Origin of the sequence: Kribbella sp. NPDC004875, from assembly GCF_042873375.1 — a bacterium.
Lineage (GTDB): Bacteria > Actinomycetota > Actinomycetes > Propionibacteriales > Kribbellaceae > Kribbella.
The window spans coordinates 683,780-701,471 of record NZ_JBIALI010000002.1; the positions used below are offsets into that span (position 1 = coordinate 683,780).

The following is a 17,692-nucleotide window of genomic DNA, read 5'->3' on the forward strand; positions in this document are numbered from 1 at the left end:
ATGGAAGCCGACCTCGTTGCCGTCCTGCGCTGCCCGGTCTGTGCCGACGGGCTGGCGCTGGACGACCGTACGGCGCGATGCCCGCGCGGCCACGCCTTCGACCTCGCCAAGCAGGGGTACCTGAACCTGTTGCCCGCGGCCTCGAACGGGATCGACGGTGACTCGGCCGCGATGGTGGGCGCCCGCACGGTGTTTCTCGGCACCGGCCACTACGGCCCGATCCGGGACGCGTTGATCCTGAACGCCGAGCTGGGGGAGGACGACCTGGTCGTCGAGGTCGGCGCCGGCACCGGTTACTACCTGGCGGGTGTTCTCGGGCTGTCCCCGCAGCGCCGGGGCATCGCCCTCGACGTGTCGAAGTACGCGGCCCGGCGGGCAGCGAAGGTGGATCCGCGGATCGCGTCGGTCGTCTGCGACGCCTGGCGTGAGCTCCCGCTGGTCGACGGGTCGGCGCAGCTGATGCTGAACGTGTTCGCCCCGCGGAACGCCGCCGAGATGGCGCGCGTACTCGCGCCGACCGGCCGCCTGCTCGTGGTCACGCCGAACCAACGGCACCTGATCGAGCTGGTCGACGTGCTCGGGATGGTCAGTGTGGACGACGAGAAGGAGCGGCGGCTGCGGCAGTCGCTGGAGGAGGAGTTCGTCCGGACCGGCAGCGAAGTGGTCGAGGAGACGATGGCGCTCGACCGGACCGCTGTGGAGCAGCTGGTGCTGATGACGCCGAGTGCGCGGCACCTGAACTACCGCGAGCTGTTGCAGCGGATCGCCGTCCTGCCGGAGCCGGCGATCGTGACGTTGTCGGTGACGCTCTCGACGTGGATGCGGACCTCCAGCACTCATCAATCGGCATGACGGCCGGCAGCCCACGCTCAGCGGCGCTCGCCGACGCAGGTTGTGGAGTGCTGGAGGTCCGCTCCGTCAGGCAGCGCGCCCGATCACTTCGCGGGCGACGACCGTGCCGTGGTTCTCGGCGTGCCCGTGGGCCTCGGACTCCGAGACCTTGGACGCGTCGATCAGCTCCTCCATGCCGGGGGTGACCGGGGCGAGGGTGAGCTCGGCCGCGGCGGTCCGGATGTTCATGCCGAACACGTCACCGAACATCCGCTCCAGGTACGGCGTGGCGTGGTCCCAGCCGTGTTTCGGCGAACCCGGTCCGTAGCCACCGCCCCGGGCGATCACGAAGATCGCCGGCCGACCGGCGAGCGGGCGTGAACCGAAGGCGAGGTCCTTGTCGATCACCAGCACGTCGATCCAGGTCTTCACGTTCTGCGCGATGCCGTAGTTGTACATCGGCACGGCGAGCAGGACGGCGTCGGCGTTGACGATCTCGGCCTTCAGCTCGTCCGCGAGCGCCTGGGCCTCCGCGAGCGGCATCCGCTCGGAATCGGCGACCGGCTCCTGACCGACCTGCGCGGCGGCCAGCGTCGGCCACAGGGTCGCGGGCAGCGGGTGCTGCCCGAGGTCACGCCGTACCACGACACCGTCCGGGTGCTCCGCCTTCCAGGCGGCCTCCGCGCTGTCCGCCAGGGCGCGGGACACCGAACCGTCCAGCCGGATGCTGGCGTCGACGCGTAGCAGGGTGCTCATACGTTCTGTCTCCATCGAGTTGAGGGGCGTGCTCGGGTTGAGCTGCCTCCAAGATAATCTGTGTGGCAGAACATATACAAGTCAGATCGTATTCCGGGTGGCGTAGACCACGTACGATGGGGACATGTCCAGTACTTCGCCCGAGGTCGCGGCCCGGGGTGCGCGCGGTGTCGAGCCCGGTGAGGCCGGCGGTGCGCCCGTGGAGGCCGATCTCGGCTGGGCGCTGGGCGTCATGTTCCGGCGGTACGCGAAGGCGTCCGCGGCGGCGCTCGAGGGCCTGCCCGGCGGTCCGCGCGGCTACCAGGTGCTCGCGACGACCTCGGCCGAGGGCCCGAAGCGGCAGCTCGACCTGGCTGCGCAGCTGGGCGTCGACCGGACCGTGATGACCTACCTGCTGGACGACCTGGAGAAGGCGGGTCTGGTGCAGCGCCGGCCCGACCCGGCCGACCGGCGGGCGCGGCTGATCGCGCCGACCGACCAGGGGACGGAAGCGCTCTGCGACCTGGAGCGCCGGCTGCGCGCGACCGAGGACGAGATGCTCGGCATCCTGGATGAGTCCGAGCGGGCGAGCTTCCGGATGCTGCTGCAGCGGCTCGCGATGAAGGCCAACGCCGTCGACCCGCTCCACAACGCGTGCACCCTGGCCGAGGCAGAGGACCCGGCGCGGACGTAGCGCTCTGGCCGAGGCCGCCGACCGGCGGCGGAGCCCTTCAGTGCAGCGGTACGAAGCCTGATTCGTAGGCGCGGATCACGGCTTGGGTGCGGTCCCGGGCGTTGAGCTTGGCGAGCACGTTGGCGACGTGGGTCTTGACCGTCTGCAGCCCGAGGATCAGCTCGCCGGCAATCTCTGCGTTGGACAGCCCGCGGGCCATCAGCCGGAGCACCTCCTGCTCGCGGTCGGTCAGCTGGTACTCGTCCAGACCGGTCGGCGTCCGCGACCCCGCGTGCGCGATCGCCAGTGATCGGATCGCTTCCGGGAACAGCAGCGACTCGCTGCGTGCGACCGTCCGGATCGCCGCGATGATGTCGTCCGGCGGGGTCCGCTTGAGCAGGAAGCCGGACGCGCCGGCCCGGAGCGCGTCGTACACGTAGTCGTCGTTCTCGAACGTCGTGACGACCAGGACGCGGGGCGCCGGGTCGAGGCTCTCGAGCAGCAGCCGGGTCGCCTGGATGCCGTCCACCGCGGGCATCCGGACATCCATCAGTACGACGTCGGCGCCGGTCCGGCGGACCACCGGGAGCACCTCCGCGCCGTCACCGGCCTCGCCGACGACCGTCAGGTCGGGCTCGGCGTTGATGATGGCGCGCAGCCCGCTGCGGATCAGCGGCTCGTCGTCGACCACGACCACCGACAGGTTCATGTCATCCCTTCGTCGTCATGCTCACCGGTAACCGGACCGCCAACCGCCAGCCCGGGCCGTCCCGCCAACTCACCGGGCCGGCGTCGACCGTGCCCCGCAGTACGGCGACCCTTTCACGGATCCCGGCCAGGCCACGGCCACCACCGGACCGGTCGGTGTGCACGGAGTGGTCGGGCCGGCCGCTGACCGGATTGGTGACGGCGAGCCGCAGACCGGATGTGTCGAGCTGGATCGACAGGTCGACGGCGAGCTCGCCGGCCGGGCGACCGGCGTGCCGGATCGCGTTGGTCAGACCTTCCTGGACGATCCGGTACGCCTCCCGCGAGACCGCTGCGGGGAGTTGGTCGAGGTCGCCGGAGCGCTCGACCTCGACGGTGATCCCGCCGGCCTCGGTGGCCTCGACCAGCCGGTCCAGACCGCCGAGCGTCGCCTGTGGCGTGGTCCGTGAACCCGGATGGCGGTCGTCCCGGAGCAGGCCGAGGACATGGTCGAGGTCCGCGAGCGCGGCGCGCGCCGAGGTCTCCATCGCGGCCAGCGCGTTCTCGGCGAACTCCGGGTCGCTGGCCAGTACCCGCCGGGCGGCCGCGGCCTGGATGGTGACGAGGCTGAGCGCGTGCCCGACGCTGTCGTGCAACTCACGGGCGAGACGGTTGCGCTCGGCAAGTGTCGCGGTCTGCTTCTCGAGCAGTTCGATCCGCTCCGCCGCGGTCGGCCCGAGGACCTGTGGCGCGAGGTACGCCAGCAGGGCGCCGACGGCTGCGGACAACAAGAACAGCCCGGCGAGTCCGCCGATCGCTGCCGCGGGCATCCAGAGATCGGTCCAGTCGCCGCGGACGTCGTACGCCCAGCCCGGGACGATGTCGCGGGAACCGGGGGAGCGGAACGGCGCCGCCAGCCAGACCGCGCCGAGACCGACCACGATCGTGCTGATGATCCCGACCACGCCACCGGCCAGCAGATGCAGGCAGAACCACAGCGCGGTCCGCCGTCGCTGCGCCCAGGTCCGCGCCGGGCCGAGCGGCCGCTCCTCGAACCGCACCGCGAGCAGCGACTCGACCGCGATGCCCTCCACCTCGCGGACCGCCGGCAGCAGCCCGAGCGCGATCGGCGGCAGCAGCCCGATCACCACCCAGATGATGCCGGTGGCAACCTTCGGCAGCCCGAGATCGGAGACCACGGCACCGAGTGCGCTGTCGACCAGGATGAACGCCAGGACGAGCGCCGCCCCGAGCAGCAGGTACACCCAGCGCAGGTACGTCGACGGGCGCCACAGGCTGCCGAGCGCCCGCCACAGCTGTCGCACCACGTCTGTCACAGTGACATCGTGTCAAAGCCGGGGGCGCGTCACCTCCCTCCGCCGAGGGAGCGGCCGCCGGACGTGTGCTGTCTCACCAAGAAGTTGAGGGTTTACGCAAATTTGACGGTGTCCGGCCCGGTTCTGCCCTCGCGGGCGTCGCGATCTGCTGCTCAGGCAGGTACGGTCTGTGGTCGGGGCGGGTGCCCGGTCGGTGACGGACGGGTATGGGGAAAAGCTCCAGGACGGGTGGCCAGCAGGTCTGCGAGGGCCCGGCGCGGCGGACGTTAAGTCCCCGTGAAGACCCCGCGGGCGGATTGACCACCTTTCAATATTTGATGTTTGATCAAATATCGGGACGAGAGAGGTCGATATGAGGTTGAGGCGTTCCGTCATCGCGCTGGTGACGGTCCTGGGGCTCGCCCTGGTCAGTGCGTGCAACTCCGGCGACGACAACGGCAAGGACGCGGGCAGCGGCCTGCAGAAGGTCAACTACCTGACGTCCTTCAACACCTTCGGCCGGGAGGCGTACGCGTACGTCGCCCTGGACAAGGGGTACTTCAAGGACGCCGGTTTCGACGTCAAGATCAGCCCCGGATCCGGCACCGTCGACGTGATGAAGCTGGTGGCCGGCGGTCAGGCCGACTACGGCATCGGCGACTTCACCGCGGTCGCGATCACGCTCGCCAAGCAGAAGCTGCCGGTGACCACGGTCGGGATGATCCACCAGGCCTCGCTGGCCGGTCTGATGTCGCTCGAGGGGTACGGCGTGAACACGCCGAAGGACCTGGTCGGCAAGAGCGTCGGCGACCAGCCCGGCTCGACCAACACGGTGATGTTCGGCGTCTACGCGGAGAAGGTCGGCATCCCGGCGAAGTCGGTCACCTTCATCCCGTCGCCGCCGCCCGCGCTGCCGCAGCTGCTGGCCACCAAGAAGGTCCCGGTGATCGGCCAGTTCGTGGTCGGCCAGCCGCTGATCGAGAAGGCCGACCCGCAGCACCGCAAGGCGGTCTTCCTGTCCTACGGCAAGGAACTGCCGGACCTGTACGGCAACGCGATCATCACCCGCAGCGACCTGGCCAAGGACCACCCGGACCAGGTGAAGAAGTTCACCGCCGCGCTGCTCAAGGGCCTGCAGGACACCGTGAACGACCCGGCCGGGTCGGCGGCGATCCTGAAGAAGTACGTCCCGGACACCGATCTCGAGGTCGCCACCAAGGAACTCCAGATCATGAAGGACTACACCAAGCCGTCCACCTTCAAGGGATCGCTCGGTGAGGTCGACGTGGAGCGGGTGAAGAAGATCATCGCGCTGCTGGAGAAGTCCAAGGCGGTCCCGGCCGGCGCCCTCACCCCGCAGGACGTCGTCACCACCAGCCTGGCCCCGACGAGCTAGGAGAACCGGCAACAGATGATTCGCCTGGACGGCGTGGGACAGGTCTTCGACGGACGCGAGGGCCAGGTGACTGCCCTCGAGAAGATCGACCTGCACGTTCGCGGCGGTGAGTTCGTCACGCTGATCGGCCGGTCCGGCTGTGGCAAGTCCACGCTGCTCCGGCTGATCGCGGGACTGCTGCCCCCGACGTCCGGCACGGTCCAGGTGGCGGGCGAGCCCGTCACCGGACCGCGCCGGGACGTGTCCTTCATGTTCCAGCGCCCGGCGCTGCTGCCGTGGCGTTCGGTGCTGTCGAACGTCCTGCTGCCGGTCGAGATCGACAAGGGCGCCGGCGATCGCAGCAAGGCGGCGTACCGGGACCGGGCCCACGAGTTGCTCGAGCTGGTCGGGCTGCAGGGGTTCGAGCGGCGGCTGCCGCACGAGCTGTCCGGTGGTATGCAGCAGCGGGTGTCGCTGTGCCGGTCGCTGATCCGCGACCCGCAGGTGATGCTGATGGACGAGCCGTTCTCGGCGCTCGACGCGCTCACCCGGACCGAGCTGTCCGAGGAACTGCAGCGGATCAAGATGGAGCTGTCCACCACGATCGTGTTCGTCACGCACTCGATCGAGGAGGCCGTCGTACTGGCCGACCGGGTCGTCGTGCTGACGCCGCGGCCGGGCCGGATGCGTGAGGTCGTCGACATCGACATCCCGCGGCCGCGCAGCCTCGGCCAGGATGACCACGTCACCGAGGTCGCCACGATCAGCGCGCGGCTGCACGCGCTGCTCGCCGAGAAGGAGGTCCGCCCGGTGGACGAGGTGCGGTCGCGATGAAGCGCAAATCCTGGCTGGCCACTTCGACCGGTGCGGCCATCCTGTTGCCGGCCATCGGCCTGGTGCTCGCGATCGGGCTGTGGTGGGCCGCCGTTGTGGTGTTCGCGATCGAGCCCTTCCTGGTGCCGAGCCCGGGTGACGTGGCGGCCAAGTTCTTCGAGCAGCCCGGCAGCCTGCTGTCCGAGACCTGGACGTCGATGCTGGAGACGATCGAGGGCTTCCTGCTCGCGATCGTGATCGGCGTACCGATCGCGCTGGTGATCGTCCGCTCGGTGATCCTCGAGCGGCTGGTGTATCCGCTGCTGCTGATGGTGAACTCGATCCCGAAGGTCGCGGTCGCGCCGTTGCTGGTGGTGTGGATGGGCTTCGGTCAGTGGCCGAAGGTCGTGATGGTGCTGCTGATGTGCTTCTTCCCGATCGTCATCTCGACCGCGCAGGGGATGAAGTCGACGCCGACCGAGCTGGTCGAGCTGATGCGCTCGCTGAACGCCAGCCGGTCGCAGGAGTTCTTCAAGCTCCGGCTGCGGTACGCGATGCCGCAGATCTTCACCGGGTTCAAGGTCGCGATCTCGCTGGCGGTGATCGGTTCGGTGATCGCCGAATTTGTTGGTGCCACCAAGGGGCTCGGGTACGTGATCCAGCAGTCCGGAGCGAGCGCGGACACCACGCTCGCGTTCGCCGCGATCGCCCTGCTGAGCATCATGAGCATCGTGCTCTTCTACGGCCTGGCCCTGCTGGAGCACCTGCTCCTGCCTTGGGCCCGGGAAATCCGATGACTGTACTTGTGGCCGGGCCTCCGGCGCCGGCATGGTCATCGGGCTGCACCTCCCAGCCTTCCCTCGTCGCTCCGGCCGCTGCGCTCCTCAGTCCAGGCTGGGAGGCCCGATGACCGCGCAGGCGTCCGACGCGGATCGGCGGGTGCTGGTCCGGCCCGAGTGGCTCGAAGCGACTGTCACCGCCGTGTTCGGTGCGCTCGGGTTCGAGTCCGAGGATGCGGCCGTGATCGCCGCGGCGCTGGTCGAGGCCGACCTGCGCGGGGTCAGCTCGCACGGCGTGATGCTCGTCCCGATGTACGTCGAACGCCTGAACGCCGGCGGTGTGACCCGGGAGCGGGAGCTCGACATCCTCTTCGACGCCGGCGCCGCGATGGTGGTGGACGCCCGCGGCGGGATGGGCCAGCTCTCCAGCCCGCAGGCGATGGGGCACGCGATCGAGCGGGCCGGCCGGTACGGGATCGGCATCGTCTCGGTCCGCAACGCGCACCATTTCGGGGCCGCGAGCCGTTGGGCGATGCAGGCCGGCGAAGCCGGGTGTATCGGTATCGCAATGTCGAACACCACCCCGCTGATGCCTGCCCCGGGTGGCGCCGAGCGGATCGTCGGCAACAACCCGCTCGCGATCGCCGTGCCGACCACCGCGGGAGTGGAGATCGTCCTGGACATGGCGCTGTCGGCCGTCGCGCTGGGCAAGATCCGGCTGGCGGCGTCGGCGGGACGGACGATCCCGGAGACCTGGGCGACCGACGCCTCCGGTACGCCGACCACGGATCCGGACGAGGCGGTCCTCGGCATGTTGCTGCCGGCCGCCGGTCACAAGGGCTTCGGGCTGGCGTTGATGATCGACGTACTCACCGGGGTGCTGAGCGGTGGCGGCTGGGGTGACGAGGTCCGCCCGCTGTACCGGGAGCCGGACCGGCCGAACGACTGCGCGCACCTGTTCCTGGCGATCGACCCGGAGCTGATGGGTGGCGTGGAGGACTTCCGGCGGCGGTCCTCGGGACTCGCCGCGCGGGTCCGCGGGAGCGCGACCGCTCCCGGGGTGAACCGGCTGTACCTGCCGGGGGAGATCGAGGCCGAGCGCGCCGAACAGCAGCGGCGGAACGGCGTACGGATCGAGCGATCGGGACTGGACGGACTGCTGGCGGCCGCCCGCGCGGTCGGTGCCGTCGTCCCGGCAGGAGGGGTGTTGAGCTGATGCCGAAGACACAGGTGTCCACCGAGGCGCTGCGGAGCCCGAACGGGGTGTTCTCGCAGGCGACCACGATCGAGGCGACCGGCCGGTTGGTGTTCGTCTCGGGGATGACCGCGCGCCGCCCCGACGGGAGTATCGCCGGGGTCGGGGACGTCCGGGAGCAGACCCGGCAGGTGTGCGAGAACGTGAAGTCGGCGGTCGAGGCCGCCGGCGGCACGCTCGCGGACGTGTGCCGGGTCGACGTGTACGTGCGCAACATGGAGGACTTCGCCAAGATCCACGAGATCCGGGCGCAGTACTTCGCGGAGCCGCTGCCGGCCTCGACGATGGTCGAGGTCAGCAAGCTCGCGCATCCCGACTATCTGATCGAGATCAACGCGATCGCGGTGATCGCATGAACGAGCGGAGCGAGTTCATCATCGAACGCAGTCCGCTCGGTGCCTCGTCCGCGCCCGGAGCGGAGCGAGGACGTGGACGAGTGAGGGGTGATGTTGTGCGCGGCGTCGAGTGGACCTGAGATGCGGTACGTGATGGTGGAGCATGCCGGGCGGGACGTGCCCGGTGTGCTCCGGGGTGACACCGTTGTGTTGCTTGAGGCAACAGATCTGACGGAAGTGATCACCGGTGGTGGATCGCCCACCGGGGTGGAAATCCCTTTCAGTGAAAGCGCCCTGCGGGCGCCGTTGCGGCGGTTCCGGCGGGACATCCTCTGCACGGGCTGGAACTACTGGGACCACTTCGAGGAGAGCAAGGGCAAGCGCGAGGGCCAGGACGTCGACCGGCCCGAGCACCCGACGTTCTTCACCAAGGGCCCGGACGTGGTGATCGGTCCGTACGACGACATCGCCTGGGATCCCGCGATCTCCGCCAAATGGGACTACGAGGCCGAGGTCGCGCTGGTGATCGGCCGGACCGGCAAGAACATCGGTGTCGGTGAGGCGCTCGACCACGTCTGGGGTTACCTGCTGGCCAACGACGTGTCGCAGCGGGACCTGCAGCGTGCGCACGGCGGGCAATGGCTGAAGGGCAAGAGCATCGACGACACCATGCCGCTCGGCCCGTGGATCGTCAGCGCCGACGAGGTGGGTGACCCGCAGGACCTGCGCCTGCAGTGCCTGGTCAACGACGAGGTCCGCCAGGACGCGTCGACGCGGCAGATGGCGTTCGACGTGGCCACGCTGATCAGTGAGCTCTCGTTCGGTATGACGCTGCGCCCCGGAGACCTGCTGCTCACCGGTACGCCGGCCGGCATCGGCAACGCCCGCGAACCGCAGGTGTTCCTGCAGGAGGGCGACGTGGTCGTCACGAGGTCCGACAAGCTCGGCGAGCTGCGGAACAAGGTGACCCGCGCATGAGCGGTCCACTGGAGTTGTTGCCGGGTGGTGGCAAGGGAGGTCGCCGTACGCTCGCCGAGCACGCCGCGGCTGAGCTGCACCAGCTGATCCTGTCCGGCGAGCTCCCGAGCGGTACGCCGTTGCGTCTCGTCGAGCTCGCCAGTCGGCTCGAGATGAGCCAGATGCCGGTCCGTGAGGGACTCCGGCGGCTCGAGGCGCTCGGATTGGTCGAGATCATCCCGCACCGCGGCGCCTGGGTGCGTGACCTGTCGGTGTCGGATCTGCGCGACACGCACGAGACGAGGCTGGCGCTGGAAAGTCTCGCCGTACGGGCGGCTGCGGCCAGGTTCACCGACGAGGACCTGGTGAAGGCGGCGGCCGCGCTGGCCGAGCACCTGCGGTTGTCCCGGGCGGAGGACTCCGCGGGCGCTCGCGAGGCGCACGCGGACTTCCACTTCGCGATCTACCGGGCCAGCGGTTCGCAGTGGTTGCCGCGGGCCATCGAACCGGTGTGGCAGAACAGCGAGCGCTACCGGTTCGGGAGCCGGCCGACCGCGTTCCTGATCGAGCGCAGCCGACTGGAACACCAGGCGATCCTGGACGCGTGCGTGGCGCGCGACCCGGACGCTGCCGAGCTGGCGTTGCGCAGTCACCTGGCCGGTGCGTTCCAGCGGATCACGGAGACCATGACGTCCAAGCAGAAGGAGACGCCATGAAGGTGCGCTTCGATGCGACAGGTGAGGTCGTTCTCGTCACCGGCGGCGCCCGCGGCATCGGCGCCGCGCTGGCCGCAGCTGTCAACGCCGCCGGCGGTATGGCGGTCGTCCTGGACGTGACTGCACCGCCGGATGGGATCGAGTACGTCGAGGTGGATGTCGCGGACAAGGCTGCGGTCGAGGTGGCCGTCAAAGGCGTGCTGCAGCGGTACGGGCGGATCGACGGGCTGGTGGCCGGTGCGGCCGTTCAGCCGCGTTCCGCTGTGCTGCAGATGGACGCGGCCGAGTGGAGCCGGACGCTGCAGGTGAACCTCGACGGCGTGGTCTGGGTGTGTCAGGCCGTCGTACCGCACATGGTGGCGCAGCGGTCCGGGTCGGTGGTGGTGTTCACCTCCGGTATGGCGTCGACCGGGTACGCGGGCGCTGCGGCGTACGCGGCGAGCAAGGCGGCGCTGGTGGCGTTCGCCAAGTCGTTGGCGAGCGAGGTGGCCGGTGACCGGGTGCGGGTGAACGTCGTCGCGCCCGGAGTGATCGACACGGACCAGTTCCGCAGTGCGAACGTCGGCGCGGACCGGGAGCACTGGCAGGACACCATTGGTATCGGCGACCCCGACGACGTGGTCGGTCCGCTGCTGTTCCTGCTGTCCGACGCGGCGGCGATGACCGGGTCAGTACTGACCCGTGAGCGCGCCTTTGCCAAACTCACGAGCTTCACTGATCTGCACGGAGTGATGAGTGACTGAACAGCTGCCTGTTGCCGTGGTGGGTGCCGGACCGATCGGTCTGACCACCGCGCTGGGTCTGGCGCACTACGGCATCCCGTACGTGCTGCTGGAGGAGGACGCGGTCCTGTCGTCCGACACCAAGGCCGGTACGACGCTGAGCCGGACGCTGGAGATCTGGAACCGGTACGGCGCGGTCGACCGCATCCTCGGCGCCGCACTGCGGATCGACGAGATCGGTGACATCGACCGGGCCACCAACACCCCGCGCGCCTCGGTGCAGCTGGCCGAGCTGGTGAACGACACCCAGTTCCCGTTCGTCATCAACCTGCCGCAGCAGAAGATGGAGCCGCTGCTCGCCGCGGCGCTCCCGGAGCCGGTCCGGACGCAGCACCGGCTGACGTCGTTCGACGTCCGCGACGACCGCGTCGTCCTGCAGTTGGAGACGCCGGACGGTCCGCAGGAGCTGGAGGCGTCGTACCTGCTGGCCTGTGACGGCGGGCGGTCGCGGATCCGGGACGCGCTCGGTGTGAAGGTGGTCGGGGAGACCCTGCCCGAGCGGTACATGCTGATCGACGTCGTGGTGGACCTGGACGTGAACAACGCCAGGGACTACCCGTACCTCGCCTACTTCGCGGACAAGTCCGAGTGGATGGTGCTGATCCGGCAGCCGGACAACTGGCGGTTCCTGTTCCCGCTGGCGCCGGGTGCGGACGCGCCGGACGACGAGGACCTGCTGGTCAAGGTGAAGCAGTTCATCGGTGAGGTGGACCGGATCGAGCTGCTCGGCTCGGTCGTCTACAACGTGCACCACCGGGTCGCCGAGCAGTGGACCAAGGACCGCAAGGTGTTCCTGATGGGGGACGCCGCGCACCTGATCACGCCGATGTGGGCGCTCGGTCTGAACACCGGTGCGTTGGACGCGTCCAACCTGCCGTGGCGGCTGGCCTGGGTACTGCGTGGCTGGGCGACGCCGGAGTTGCTGGACGGGTACGAGCAGGAGCAGCGGCCCGTCGCGATCGAGGGCTCGGGCGAGATGGCGGAGGCCGCGCGCAAGTACATGTCCTTCCAGCAGGGTGCTGTCACCGAAGGCACCAGCGACTGGGCGACGGCGTACACGCGCACGCTGCTCAGCGTGCGGCTGGACGTGGACGGGTCCGGGGACTGGTCGATGGTGGCGAACGCGGCCACGCCGCCCGCGGTGCGGGCCGGTGACCGGGCGCCCGACCTGGTGCTCCAGAGCCCGACCGGTCGTACGTCGATCCACGAGTTGACCCGCGACTCGTTCGTCGCCTTGTACTTCACCGACGTCCGGCGGCGTCCGGAGATTCCGGTGAACGAGTCGCCCGCGCTGAAGCACTACGCGGTGTCGCGATGGGACGCTCCGCACGACTCCGGTCTGCGCGATCGTGCGTTGTTCGATCCGGGAAGCGTCGCTACCAAGCGGTACGGCGTACCGCCCGAGAGCGTCGTACTGATCCGTCCGGACGGACACGTCGCTGCCGTGGCTCCGATGGGTACCGGAGTAGCCGAAGAGCTGTACACCCACATCACTGGTCGGCAGGTGCCATGAGAGCTTTTGACGAGCCGCTGCGCGAGATCTTGCTGCAGACGGACGACTTGGAGTGGGTGGAGAAGTCGCTGGCCGGGCTGTCCCACAAGATGCTCTGGCGGGACCCGGAGACCGAGGCGTCGATCGCGCTGGTGCGTTTCGAGAAGGGCGCGGGCATCCCGTCCGAGCACAAGCACGCCTCGAACCAGTTCATGTTCTGTCTGTCCGGCCGGTATGTGTACCTGCCGACCGGGACGACGCTGACCAAGGGCAGCTTCTACTGGAACCCGAAGGGCGTCGTCCACGGTCCGACGCGCGCCGAGGAGACCTCCGTCCTGCTGGAGGTGTACGACGGGCCGCACTACCCGGAGCGGCCGGAGTTCTACGACAACGACGAGGACGCCCGCTGACATGGCCGGATGGGACGTCCATACGCACCTGATCCCGCCGACCGTGCTGTCGGCGGCGCACCGGGGCGAGTTCGGGCTCACCGTCGACAACGGTTCCCTGGTTGTCGACGGTGAGCGGCTCCCGCTCGGCCGGCTCGCCGATCCTGCCGCGCTCCTGCACTGGATCGCCGAGCAGGACCTCGACGGCGCGGTCGTGTCGGTGCCCCCTGCGCTCTTCCGGTACGACGCCGGCGTGGAGTGGGCCGAGCTGGTGAACCAGGGCCTCCGTGAGCTCGCCACGCCCCAGTTGCGCGTGCTGGCGCACCTACCGTTGCTCGACGCGGCCGCGCCTGGTGTCGCCGCCGGGCTGGCAGCCGAGGGCGTCTTCAGCGGTTTCGCGCTCGGTACGCCGAGCTACGCGGGCCTGGATCCGGTCTGGGGCGTGCTGGACGCGGCCGAGGCGTTCACGCTGATTCACCCGGGGGCCAGTGACGACAAGCGGCTTGATTCGTTTTACTTGTCGAACCTGTTGGGAAATCCGTACGAGACCGGAGTGGCCGCGGCTTCGCTCGTCTTCGCGGATGTGCCGGGGCGGTTTCCGGGAATCCGGTTCTGCCTGTGCCATGGGGGTGGTGTGACGGCGGCGGTGGCCGGCCGGTGGCAGCGTGGGATCGACCAGGCCCGGCCCGGGATCGCGCCGGTGTCCTTGCCGGTGGCCGAGGCGCTGCGCCGGTTCTACGTGGACGATCTGGTGCACGACGACGCCGTACTGGAACTGCTGACGAAGACGTTCGGGCCCGAACGGGTGCTGGCCGGGAGTGACTGGCCGTTCCCGATGGGCAGCGACGGGGTGTCCGCCGCGCGGTCCGCGGCGGCCGAGGTACTGACCCGGCCGCTCGCGACGGAGGTTGTCGCGTGGTGAGACGTGTGTTTCGTCTGGTCGAGGTCGTGATCAGATATCAAATCTTGGTGGATCTGAACGGGGATGAGGCATGAGTACGCGGGGGACTGTGTTGCGCAGTCACGGACCGGGGGAGCAACTGAAGGCCGAAGAGGTCGAGCTGGCCGCCGGTCCGGGTGAGACGTTGGTGGAGATGCGGCTGGCTGCCGTGACTCCGGTCGACCGGACGACGCTGGCCGGCAAGCAGCCGGCCAGGTCGAGCGGGCCGTTCGTTCCCGGTTCCGAGGGGACCGGTGTGGTGGTGAGCTCGGACGTCGTCGAGCCCGGTACGGCGGTGGTCGTCCGTGGCGAGGGTGTCGGCGCGACCAAGCCGGGCGTGTGGGGCCAGTACGCCGTTGTGCCGAATACCGCCGTACATCGGCTGCCTGTGTCGTTGGAGCCGGCCGTGGCGCTTGCACTGCTGACGCCTGCGTTGACTGCGCACACCGCCGTACGTCGGGTTGCGCAGGTGCTGGCCGGCGAGACTGTGGTGGTCACTGGCGTCAACGGTCTGATCGGGCGGATGTGTGCAGTGATCGCACGGTCGGCCGGCGCGGCTCGGGTGATCGGTCTGGTGTCGGAGGGCGACGCCGTGGACAGCACGACCGGACTGGTCGACCAGGTTGTCCGAGTCGACGGACTGGGTCAGGTCGGTCGGGAGCTGCAGTGGTGCGATGCGGCCATCGACACCATGGGTGGTCCGGTGGCCGGTGGGGTGCTCGGGCATATCGCTCCGGGCGGGCGGATCGCCGTACTGGGCTACAAGTCCGGTGAGTTCACCACGATCGACCTGCACCAGCTGATCGGCCGTGACCTGCGGGTGCTGCCGGTGAATCTGCAGCGGACCACGCTGGCACCGGATGCGGTGGGTCAGGCGTTGGCGGACATCGCATCGGTGCCTTGGCGAGCGGACTACGACGTGGTCCCGGCGGACCGCGCCGGCGACGTCCTGGACCGGCAGACCGGACGGGTTCTGCTGGACCTGACGGCCTTGCGCTGACGCTGCCTGCTTTCGGCTAGGTGGCCTAGACCACAGGCGTTGGTGAGGCCCTGGGCTGAGCAATCCGTCGTCGAAGGCCTCCAGATACCCGGTCGGCGGCTACGGTACCTCCAGAGTTGTACGCAGCGTGGAGGAGAGAGGCAGCCTGCTACTGATGATCCGACGACTCGAGCTCACGCCTGGGGGGCCGACCGGCCGTCGTACGCTCGCCGAGGAAGCCGCCGCCGAGCTGCACGAGCTGATCCTGTCCGGCGAGCTCCCCAGTGGTACGGCGCTCCGGCTCGAGGAGCTGGCCAAACGGCTGGACATGAGCCAGATGCCGATCCGGGAAGGGCTGCGCCGGATGGCCGCGCTTGGACTGGTCGAGATCGTCCCGCACAAGGGCGCGTGGGTCCGTGAGCTGTCGATGGAAGACCTGCGCGACACGCACGCGACGCGATTGGCGCTGGAGTCGCTGGCAGTGCGTGCCGCCGCGACGCGGTTCTCCGACTCGGATGCGTCGACGGCCCGGTCCGCGCTGGCCGAGCACGTCCGGTTGTCGAAGGCCGGTGACAACATCGCCTCCCGGCAGGCGCACACCGAGTTCCACTTCGCCATCTACCGGGCCGGCGGCTCGCGGTGGCTGCCGCGTGCGATCGAGCCGGTCTGGCAGAACAGCGAGCGGTACCGGTTCGGCTCCCGGCAGACGAAGGCCCGGATCGAGCAGACCCGCCGGGAGCACCAGGCGATCCTCGACGCGTGCACGGCGCACGACGAGGAGGGCGCGGAGGCTGCGCTCCGCGAACACCTCGAGGGCGCTATGCAGCGCATCACCGAGACGATGGAGCGTCGCTCGAAGCAGTGAGCTCCTCGAACCGGTCCAGCTGCCAACCCGACGCGTCGTACACGGCCCGGAGCAGCAGGCCGTCGCTGGTCGAACGGTGGACGCCGAGCAGCTCTGCGAGTGGCTTGCTGCCCAGACCGTCGTAGTACTTGTCCAGAGCCTGCCGCCTGCGCTGCTCGGACGCTCCGCTCATCTCGACGAGCGATGTGCCGTCTTCGCAGCCCTTGATGTTTCCAGAGCCGATCTGCTGGCCTGGGGCGATCTGCTGGACCAACTGCTCACCAGCACGCACGTCCTGGGTTCTGACGCGTGCACCCAATGCACGGCAGTCAATACGGCGGAGTGCTCGCTGGACTCCTTGCGAGATGGCGATGTGGTCCGGGTGACCTGTCAGGCCGTCGCTGCCGACGGTGAGGATCAGCTCGGGCTTGGTCGCCAGTGCGGCGGCCTCGATCGCTGCGGCGATGTCCTCCGTCGGTGCGGCGGCCAGTGTGCGTGGTCCGTCCTTGCCGCCGTCGTCGATCCACTGGTTCGCAGCGCCGAGCCAGTCCCACTCGTCGATCCCTAGTAGTGCGCAGGAGGGTGTCAGGTGGTCGGCGGCTCCATGCATACCTGCGGTCGCGACTCGCAGTACGACGCGCCAGCCCTGCTCGCTGAGAACCGAGGTGGCGGCGCCGGTGGCGAACACCTCGTCGTCCGGGTGCGCATGGACGACAAGCGCCGTACGCATCAGTCGGCGAGGCGCGCGGGGAATCCGCCGGTGGCGACCGGGCTCCAGCGCTCCGGGGTGATGCGGATCAGGCACTTGCCCTGCTTCACCATCGCCTCGCGGTACTCGTCCCAGTCCGGGTGCTCACCGGAGATGGCGCGGAAGTAGTCGACCAGCGGCTCCACCGCGTCCGGCAGCTCGATCACCTCGCCACTGCCGTCCACCTGGACCCAGGCGCCGTTCCACTCGTCCGACAGCACGACCACACTGGCCTTGCCGCTCCGCTTCACGTTCGTGCTCTTGGCCCGCTCCGGGTACGACGAGATGACGATCCGCCCCTCGGTGTCCACCCCACCCGACACCGGCGACGCCTGCACGGTCCCGTCCGCGCGGGTCGTCAGCAACAGCATGTGATGGCGCGGCCGCACAAACTCCAGCAACCCGTCCAGCTCGACCTTGGTGTTCGTCGCAATAGTCCTCGGCATGGGTCTCACCTTATGCGCCCGGTCATGCGCCCGGTCAGGTCCGCCGGCGCGACCAGGCACTCCAGTTCGTCGTCGCTCAACTGATTGACCAGATGCTTCAGTCGCTGCGCCTGCGCGGTCGTGGGAAGCACACCTTGCAGGAGGTCCGGAAGGAGCAGCTCGTACCCGGCCCGGGCCCGCGGGGTGTACCGGTGCCGGGTCCGCGCCACCGCGGAGGAGACGCGGATCGCGTGCTCGTTCCCGGGCGGTACGCCGGGACGGTCGGTCTCCCGTGCCGCGAAACGGAAGCCGTTCGCCTTGTCGCAGCTCGGGCATCCCTCGGCGCCGGCGCCGAGGGTGGCGCCGCAGTCGGAGCAGGTCAGTTGGTTCAGCGCGCCGTCCACGATTCGCCAGTCGAACTCAGAGGTGTCCTGGAGCACGATCTCGGCGAGTTCGCGGGCTTCCGAGGTTCCGTCCGGTACCCCGGAGGTCGCGCGGAAACTGTCCCAGGCGGCGTCGATACTGGCCTCGATCTGGTGGAGAGCGGTGGTGAACCGAGGGTGTTCGACGCGTCGCATACCCCGGACTCTAGTCAGGCGAGGGCCCTGTGGATGACCACAT

21 protein-coding genes are annotated in these 17,692 nt (G+C 69.3%); 15 read left to right on the forward strand and 6 right to left on the reverse strand.

All coding sequences use genetic code 11. The features are described 5' to 3' along the window. Positions 1-852: a putative RNA methyltransferase gene (locus tag ACFYRH_RS14280; protein ID WP_387773552.1), complete on the forward strand. Its 852-nt coding sequence runs from the start codon at positions 1-3 to the stop codon at positions 850-852. Positions 853-918: 66 nt separating this feature from the next. On the opposite strand, the gene ACFYRH_RS14285 is transcribed toward ACFYRH_RS14280, so the two are convergent. Continuing rightward, positions 919-1,587 (reverse strand): FMN-dependent NADH-azoreductase, encoded by a 669-nt coding sequence (locus ACFYRH_RS14285; RefSeq protein WP_387773555.1) that lies wholly within the window; start codon positions 1,585-1,587, stop codon positions 919-921. Positions 1,588-1,711: 124 nt separating this feature from the next. On the opposite strand from ACFYRH_RS14285, the gene ACFYRH_RS14290 reads away from it, so the two are divergent. After that, a complete protein-coding gene (locus ACFYRH_RS14290; protein ID WP_387773558.1) occupies positions 1,712-2,260 on the forward strand; it encodes a MarR family winged helix-turn-helix transcriptional regulator in 549 nt (182 codons plus the stop codon). Between the two features lie 37 nt (positions 2,261-2,297). On the opposite strand, the gene ACFYRH_RS14295 is transcribed toward ACFYRH_RS14290, so the two are convergent. After that, complete coding sequence (locus ACFYRH_RS14295; RefSeq protein ID WP_387773561.1) at positions 2,298-2,948, reverse strand: response regulator; 651 nt, start codon at positions 2,946-2,948, stop codon at positions 2,298-2,300. A gap of 1 nt (position 2,949) precedes the next feature. Beyond that, positions 2,950-4,263 (reverse strand): sensor histidine kinase, encoded by a 1,314-nt coding sequence (locus ACFYRH_RS14300; RefSeq protein WP_387773564.1) that lies wholly within the window; start codon positions 4,261-4,263, stop codon positions 2,950-2,952. A 352-nt stretch (positions 4,264-4,615) separates the two neighbouring features. Between ACFYRH_RS14300 and ACFYRH_RS14305 the strand changes: the two genes are divergently transcribed. The 13 genes from ACFYRH_RS14305 (at position 4,616) to ACFYRH_RS14365 (ending at position 15,919) form a co-directional block, all read left to right on the forward strand. Next, positions 4,616-5,638 carry an ABC transporter substrate-binding protein gene (locus ACFYRH_RS14305; protein ID WP_387773567.1) on the forward strand — a complete coding sequence of 341 codons (1,023 nt, stop codon included), beginning with the start codon at positions 4,616-4,618 and terminating at the stop codon, positions 5,636-5,638. Between the two features lie 15 nt (positions 5,639-5,653). Further along, on the forward strand, positions 5,654-6,451 hold the full coding sequence (locus ACFYRH_RS14310) for an ABC transporter ATP-binding protein (protein ID WP_387773570.1): 798 nt from the start codon (positions 5,654-5,656) through the stop codon (positions 6,449-6,451). After that, the gene (locus ACFYRH_RS14315; RefSeq protein WP_387773573.1) at positions 6,448-7,227 is read left to right on the forward strand and encodes an ABC transporter permease; all 780 of its coding nucleotides are present in this window, start codon (positions 6,448-6,450) and stop codon (positions 7,225-7,227) included. Before ACFYRH_RS14310 ends, ACFYRH_RS14315 begins: the two co-directional genes overlap by 4 nt. Before the next feature lie 109 nt (positions 7,228-7,336). Further along, a complete protein-coding gene (locus tag ACFYRH_RS14320) occupies positions 7,337-8,425 on the forward strand; it encodes an Ldh family oxidoreductase (protein WP_387773576.1) in 1,089 nt (362 codons plus the stop codon). Beyond that, complete coding sequence (locus ACFYRH_RS14325; RefSeq protein WP_387773579.1) at positions 8,425-8,820, forward strand: RidA family protein; 396 nt, start codon at positions 8,425-8,427, stop codon at positions 8,818-8,820. The genes ACFYRH_RS14320 and ACFYRH_RS14325 overlap by 1 nt, the downstream gene beginning before the upstream one ends. Positions 8,821-9,066: 246 nt before the next feature. Then, a complete protein-coding gene (locus tag ACFYRH_RS14330) occupies positions 9,067-9,777 on the forward strand; it encodes a fumarylacetoacetate hydrolase family protein (RefSeq protein ID WP_387773582.1) in 711 nt (236 codons plus the stop codon). Continuing rightward, positions 9,774-10,472, forward strand: a complete 699-nt coding sequence (locus ACFYRH_RS14335; protein ID WP_387773585.1) for a GntR family transcriptional regulator — start codon at positions 9,774-9,776, stop codon at positions 10,470-10,472. The genes ACFYRH_RS14330 and ACFYRH_RS14335 overlap by 4 nt, the downstream gene beginning before the upstream one ends. Beyond that, a complete protein-coding gene (locus tag ACFYRH_RS14340) occupies positions 10,469-11,215 on the forward strand; it encodes an SDR family NAD(P)-dependent oxidoreductase (protein ID WP_387773588.1) in 747 nt (248 codons plus the stop codon). Before ACFYRH_RS14335 ends, ACFYRH_RS14340 begins: the two co-directional genes overlap by 4 nt. Further along, positions 11,208-12,767, forward strand: coding sequence for an FAD-dependent monooxygenase (locus ACFYRH_RS14345; protein ID WP_387773591.1), 1,560 nt, complete (start codon positions 11,208-11,210; stop codon positions 12,765-12,767). Before ACFYRH_RS14340 ends, ACFYRH_RS14345 begins: the two co-directional genes overlap by 8 nt. Continuing rightward, positions 12,764-13,156 (forward strand): cupin domain-containing protein, encoded by a 393-nt coding sequence (locus tag ACFYRH_RS14350; protein ID WP_387773594.1) that lies wholly within the window; start codon positions 12,764-12,766, stop codon positions 13,154-13,156. The genes ACFYRH_RS14345 and ACFYRH_RS14350 overlap by 4 nt, the downstream gene beginning before the upstream one ends. A 1-nt stretch (position 13,157) precedes the next feature. Continuing rightward, the gene (locus ACFYRH_RS14355) at positions 13,158-14,057 is read left to right on the forward strand and encodes an amidohydrolase family protein (protein WP_387773597.1); all 900 of its coding nucleotides are present in this window, start codon (positions 13,158-13,160) and stop codon (positions 14,055-14,057) included. Between the two features lie 70 nt (positions 14,058-14,127). Continuing rightward, positions 14,128-15,075, forward strand: a complete 948-nt coding sequence (locus ACFYRH_RS14360) for a zinc-binding alcohol dehydrogenase family protein (RefSeq protein ID WP_387773600.1) — start codon at positions 14,128-14,130, stop codon at positions 15,073-15,075. 154 nt (positions 15,076-15,229) lie between these two features. Then, a complete protein-coding gene (locus tag ACFYRH_RS14365) occupies positions 15,230-15,919 on the forward strand; it encodes a GntR family transcriptional regulator (RefSeq protein ID WP_387773603.1) in 690 nt (229 codons plus the stop codon). On the opposite strand, the gene ACFYRH_RS14370 is transcribed toward ACFYRH_RS14365, so the two are convergent. From ACFYRH_RS14370 to ACFYRH_RS14380, 3 genes are read right to left on the reverse strand one after another with little or no spacing between them, the layout of a single operon-like run. Further along, positions 15,885-16,628, reverse strand: coding sequence for a PIG-L deacetylase family protein (locus ACFYRH_RS14370; RefSeq protein WP_387773606.1), 744 nt, complete (start codon positions 16,626-16,628; stop codon positions 15,885-15,887). The two genes, ACFYRH_RS14365 and ACFYRH_RS14370, sit on opposite strands and share 35 nt — an antisense overlap. Further along, entirely contained in the window at positions 16,628-17,092 is a 465-nt protein-coding gene (locus tag ACFYRH_RS14375; RefSeq protein ID WP_387773609.1) for a PPOX class F420-dependent oxidoreductase, read from the reverse strand. Before ACFYRH_RS14375 ends, ACFYRH_RS14370 begins: the two co-directional genes overlap by 1 nt. A gap of 5 nt (positions 17,093-17,097) precedes the next feature. Then, the gene (locus ACFYRH_RS14380) at positions 17,098-17,649 is read right to left on the reverse strand and encodes a hypothetical protein (RefSeq protein WP_387773612.1); all 552 of its coding nucleotides are present in this window, start codon (positions 17,647-17,649) and stop codon (positions 17,098-17,100) included. Positions 17,650-17,692: the final 43 nt, after the last annotated feature.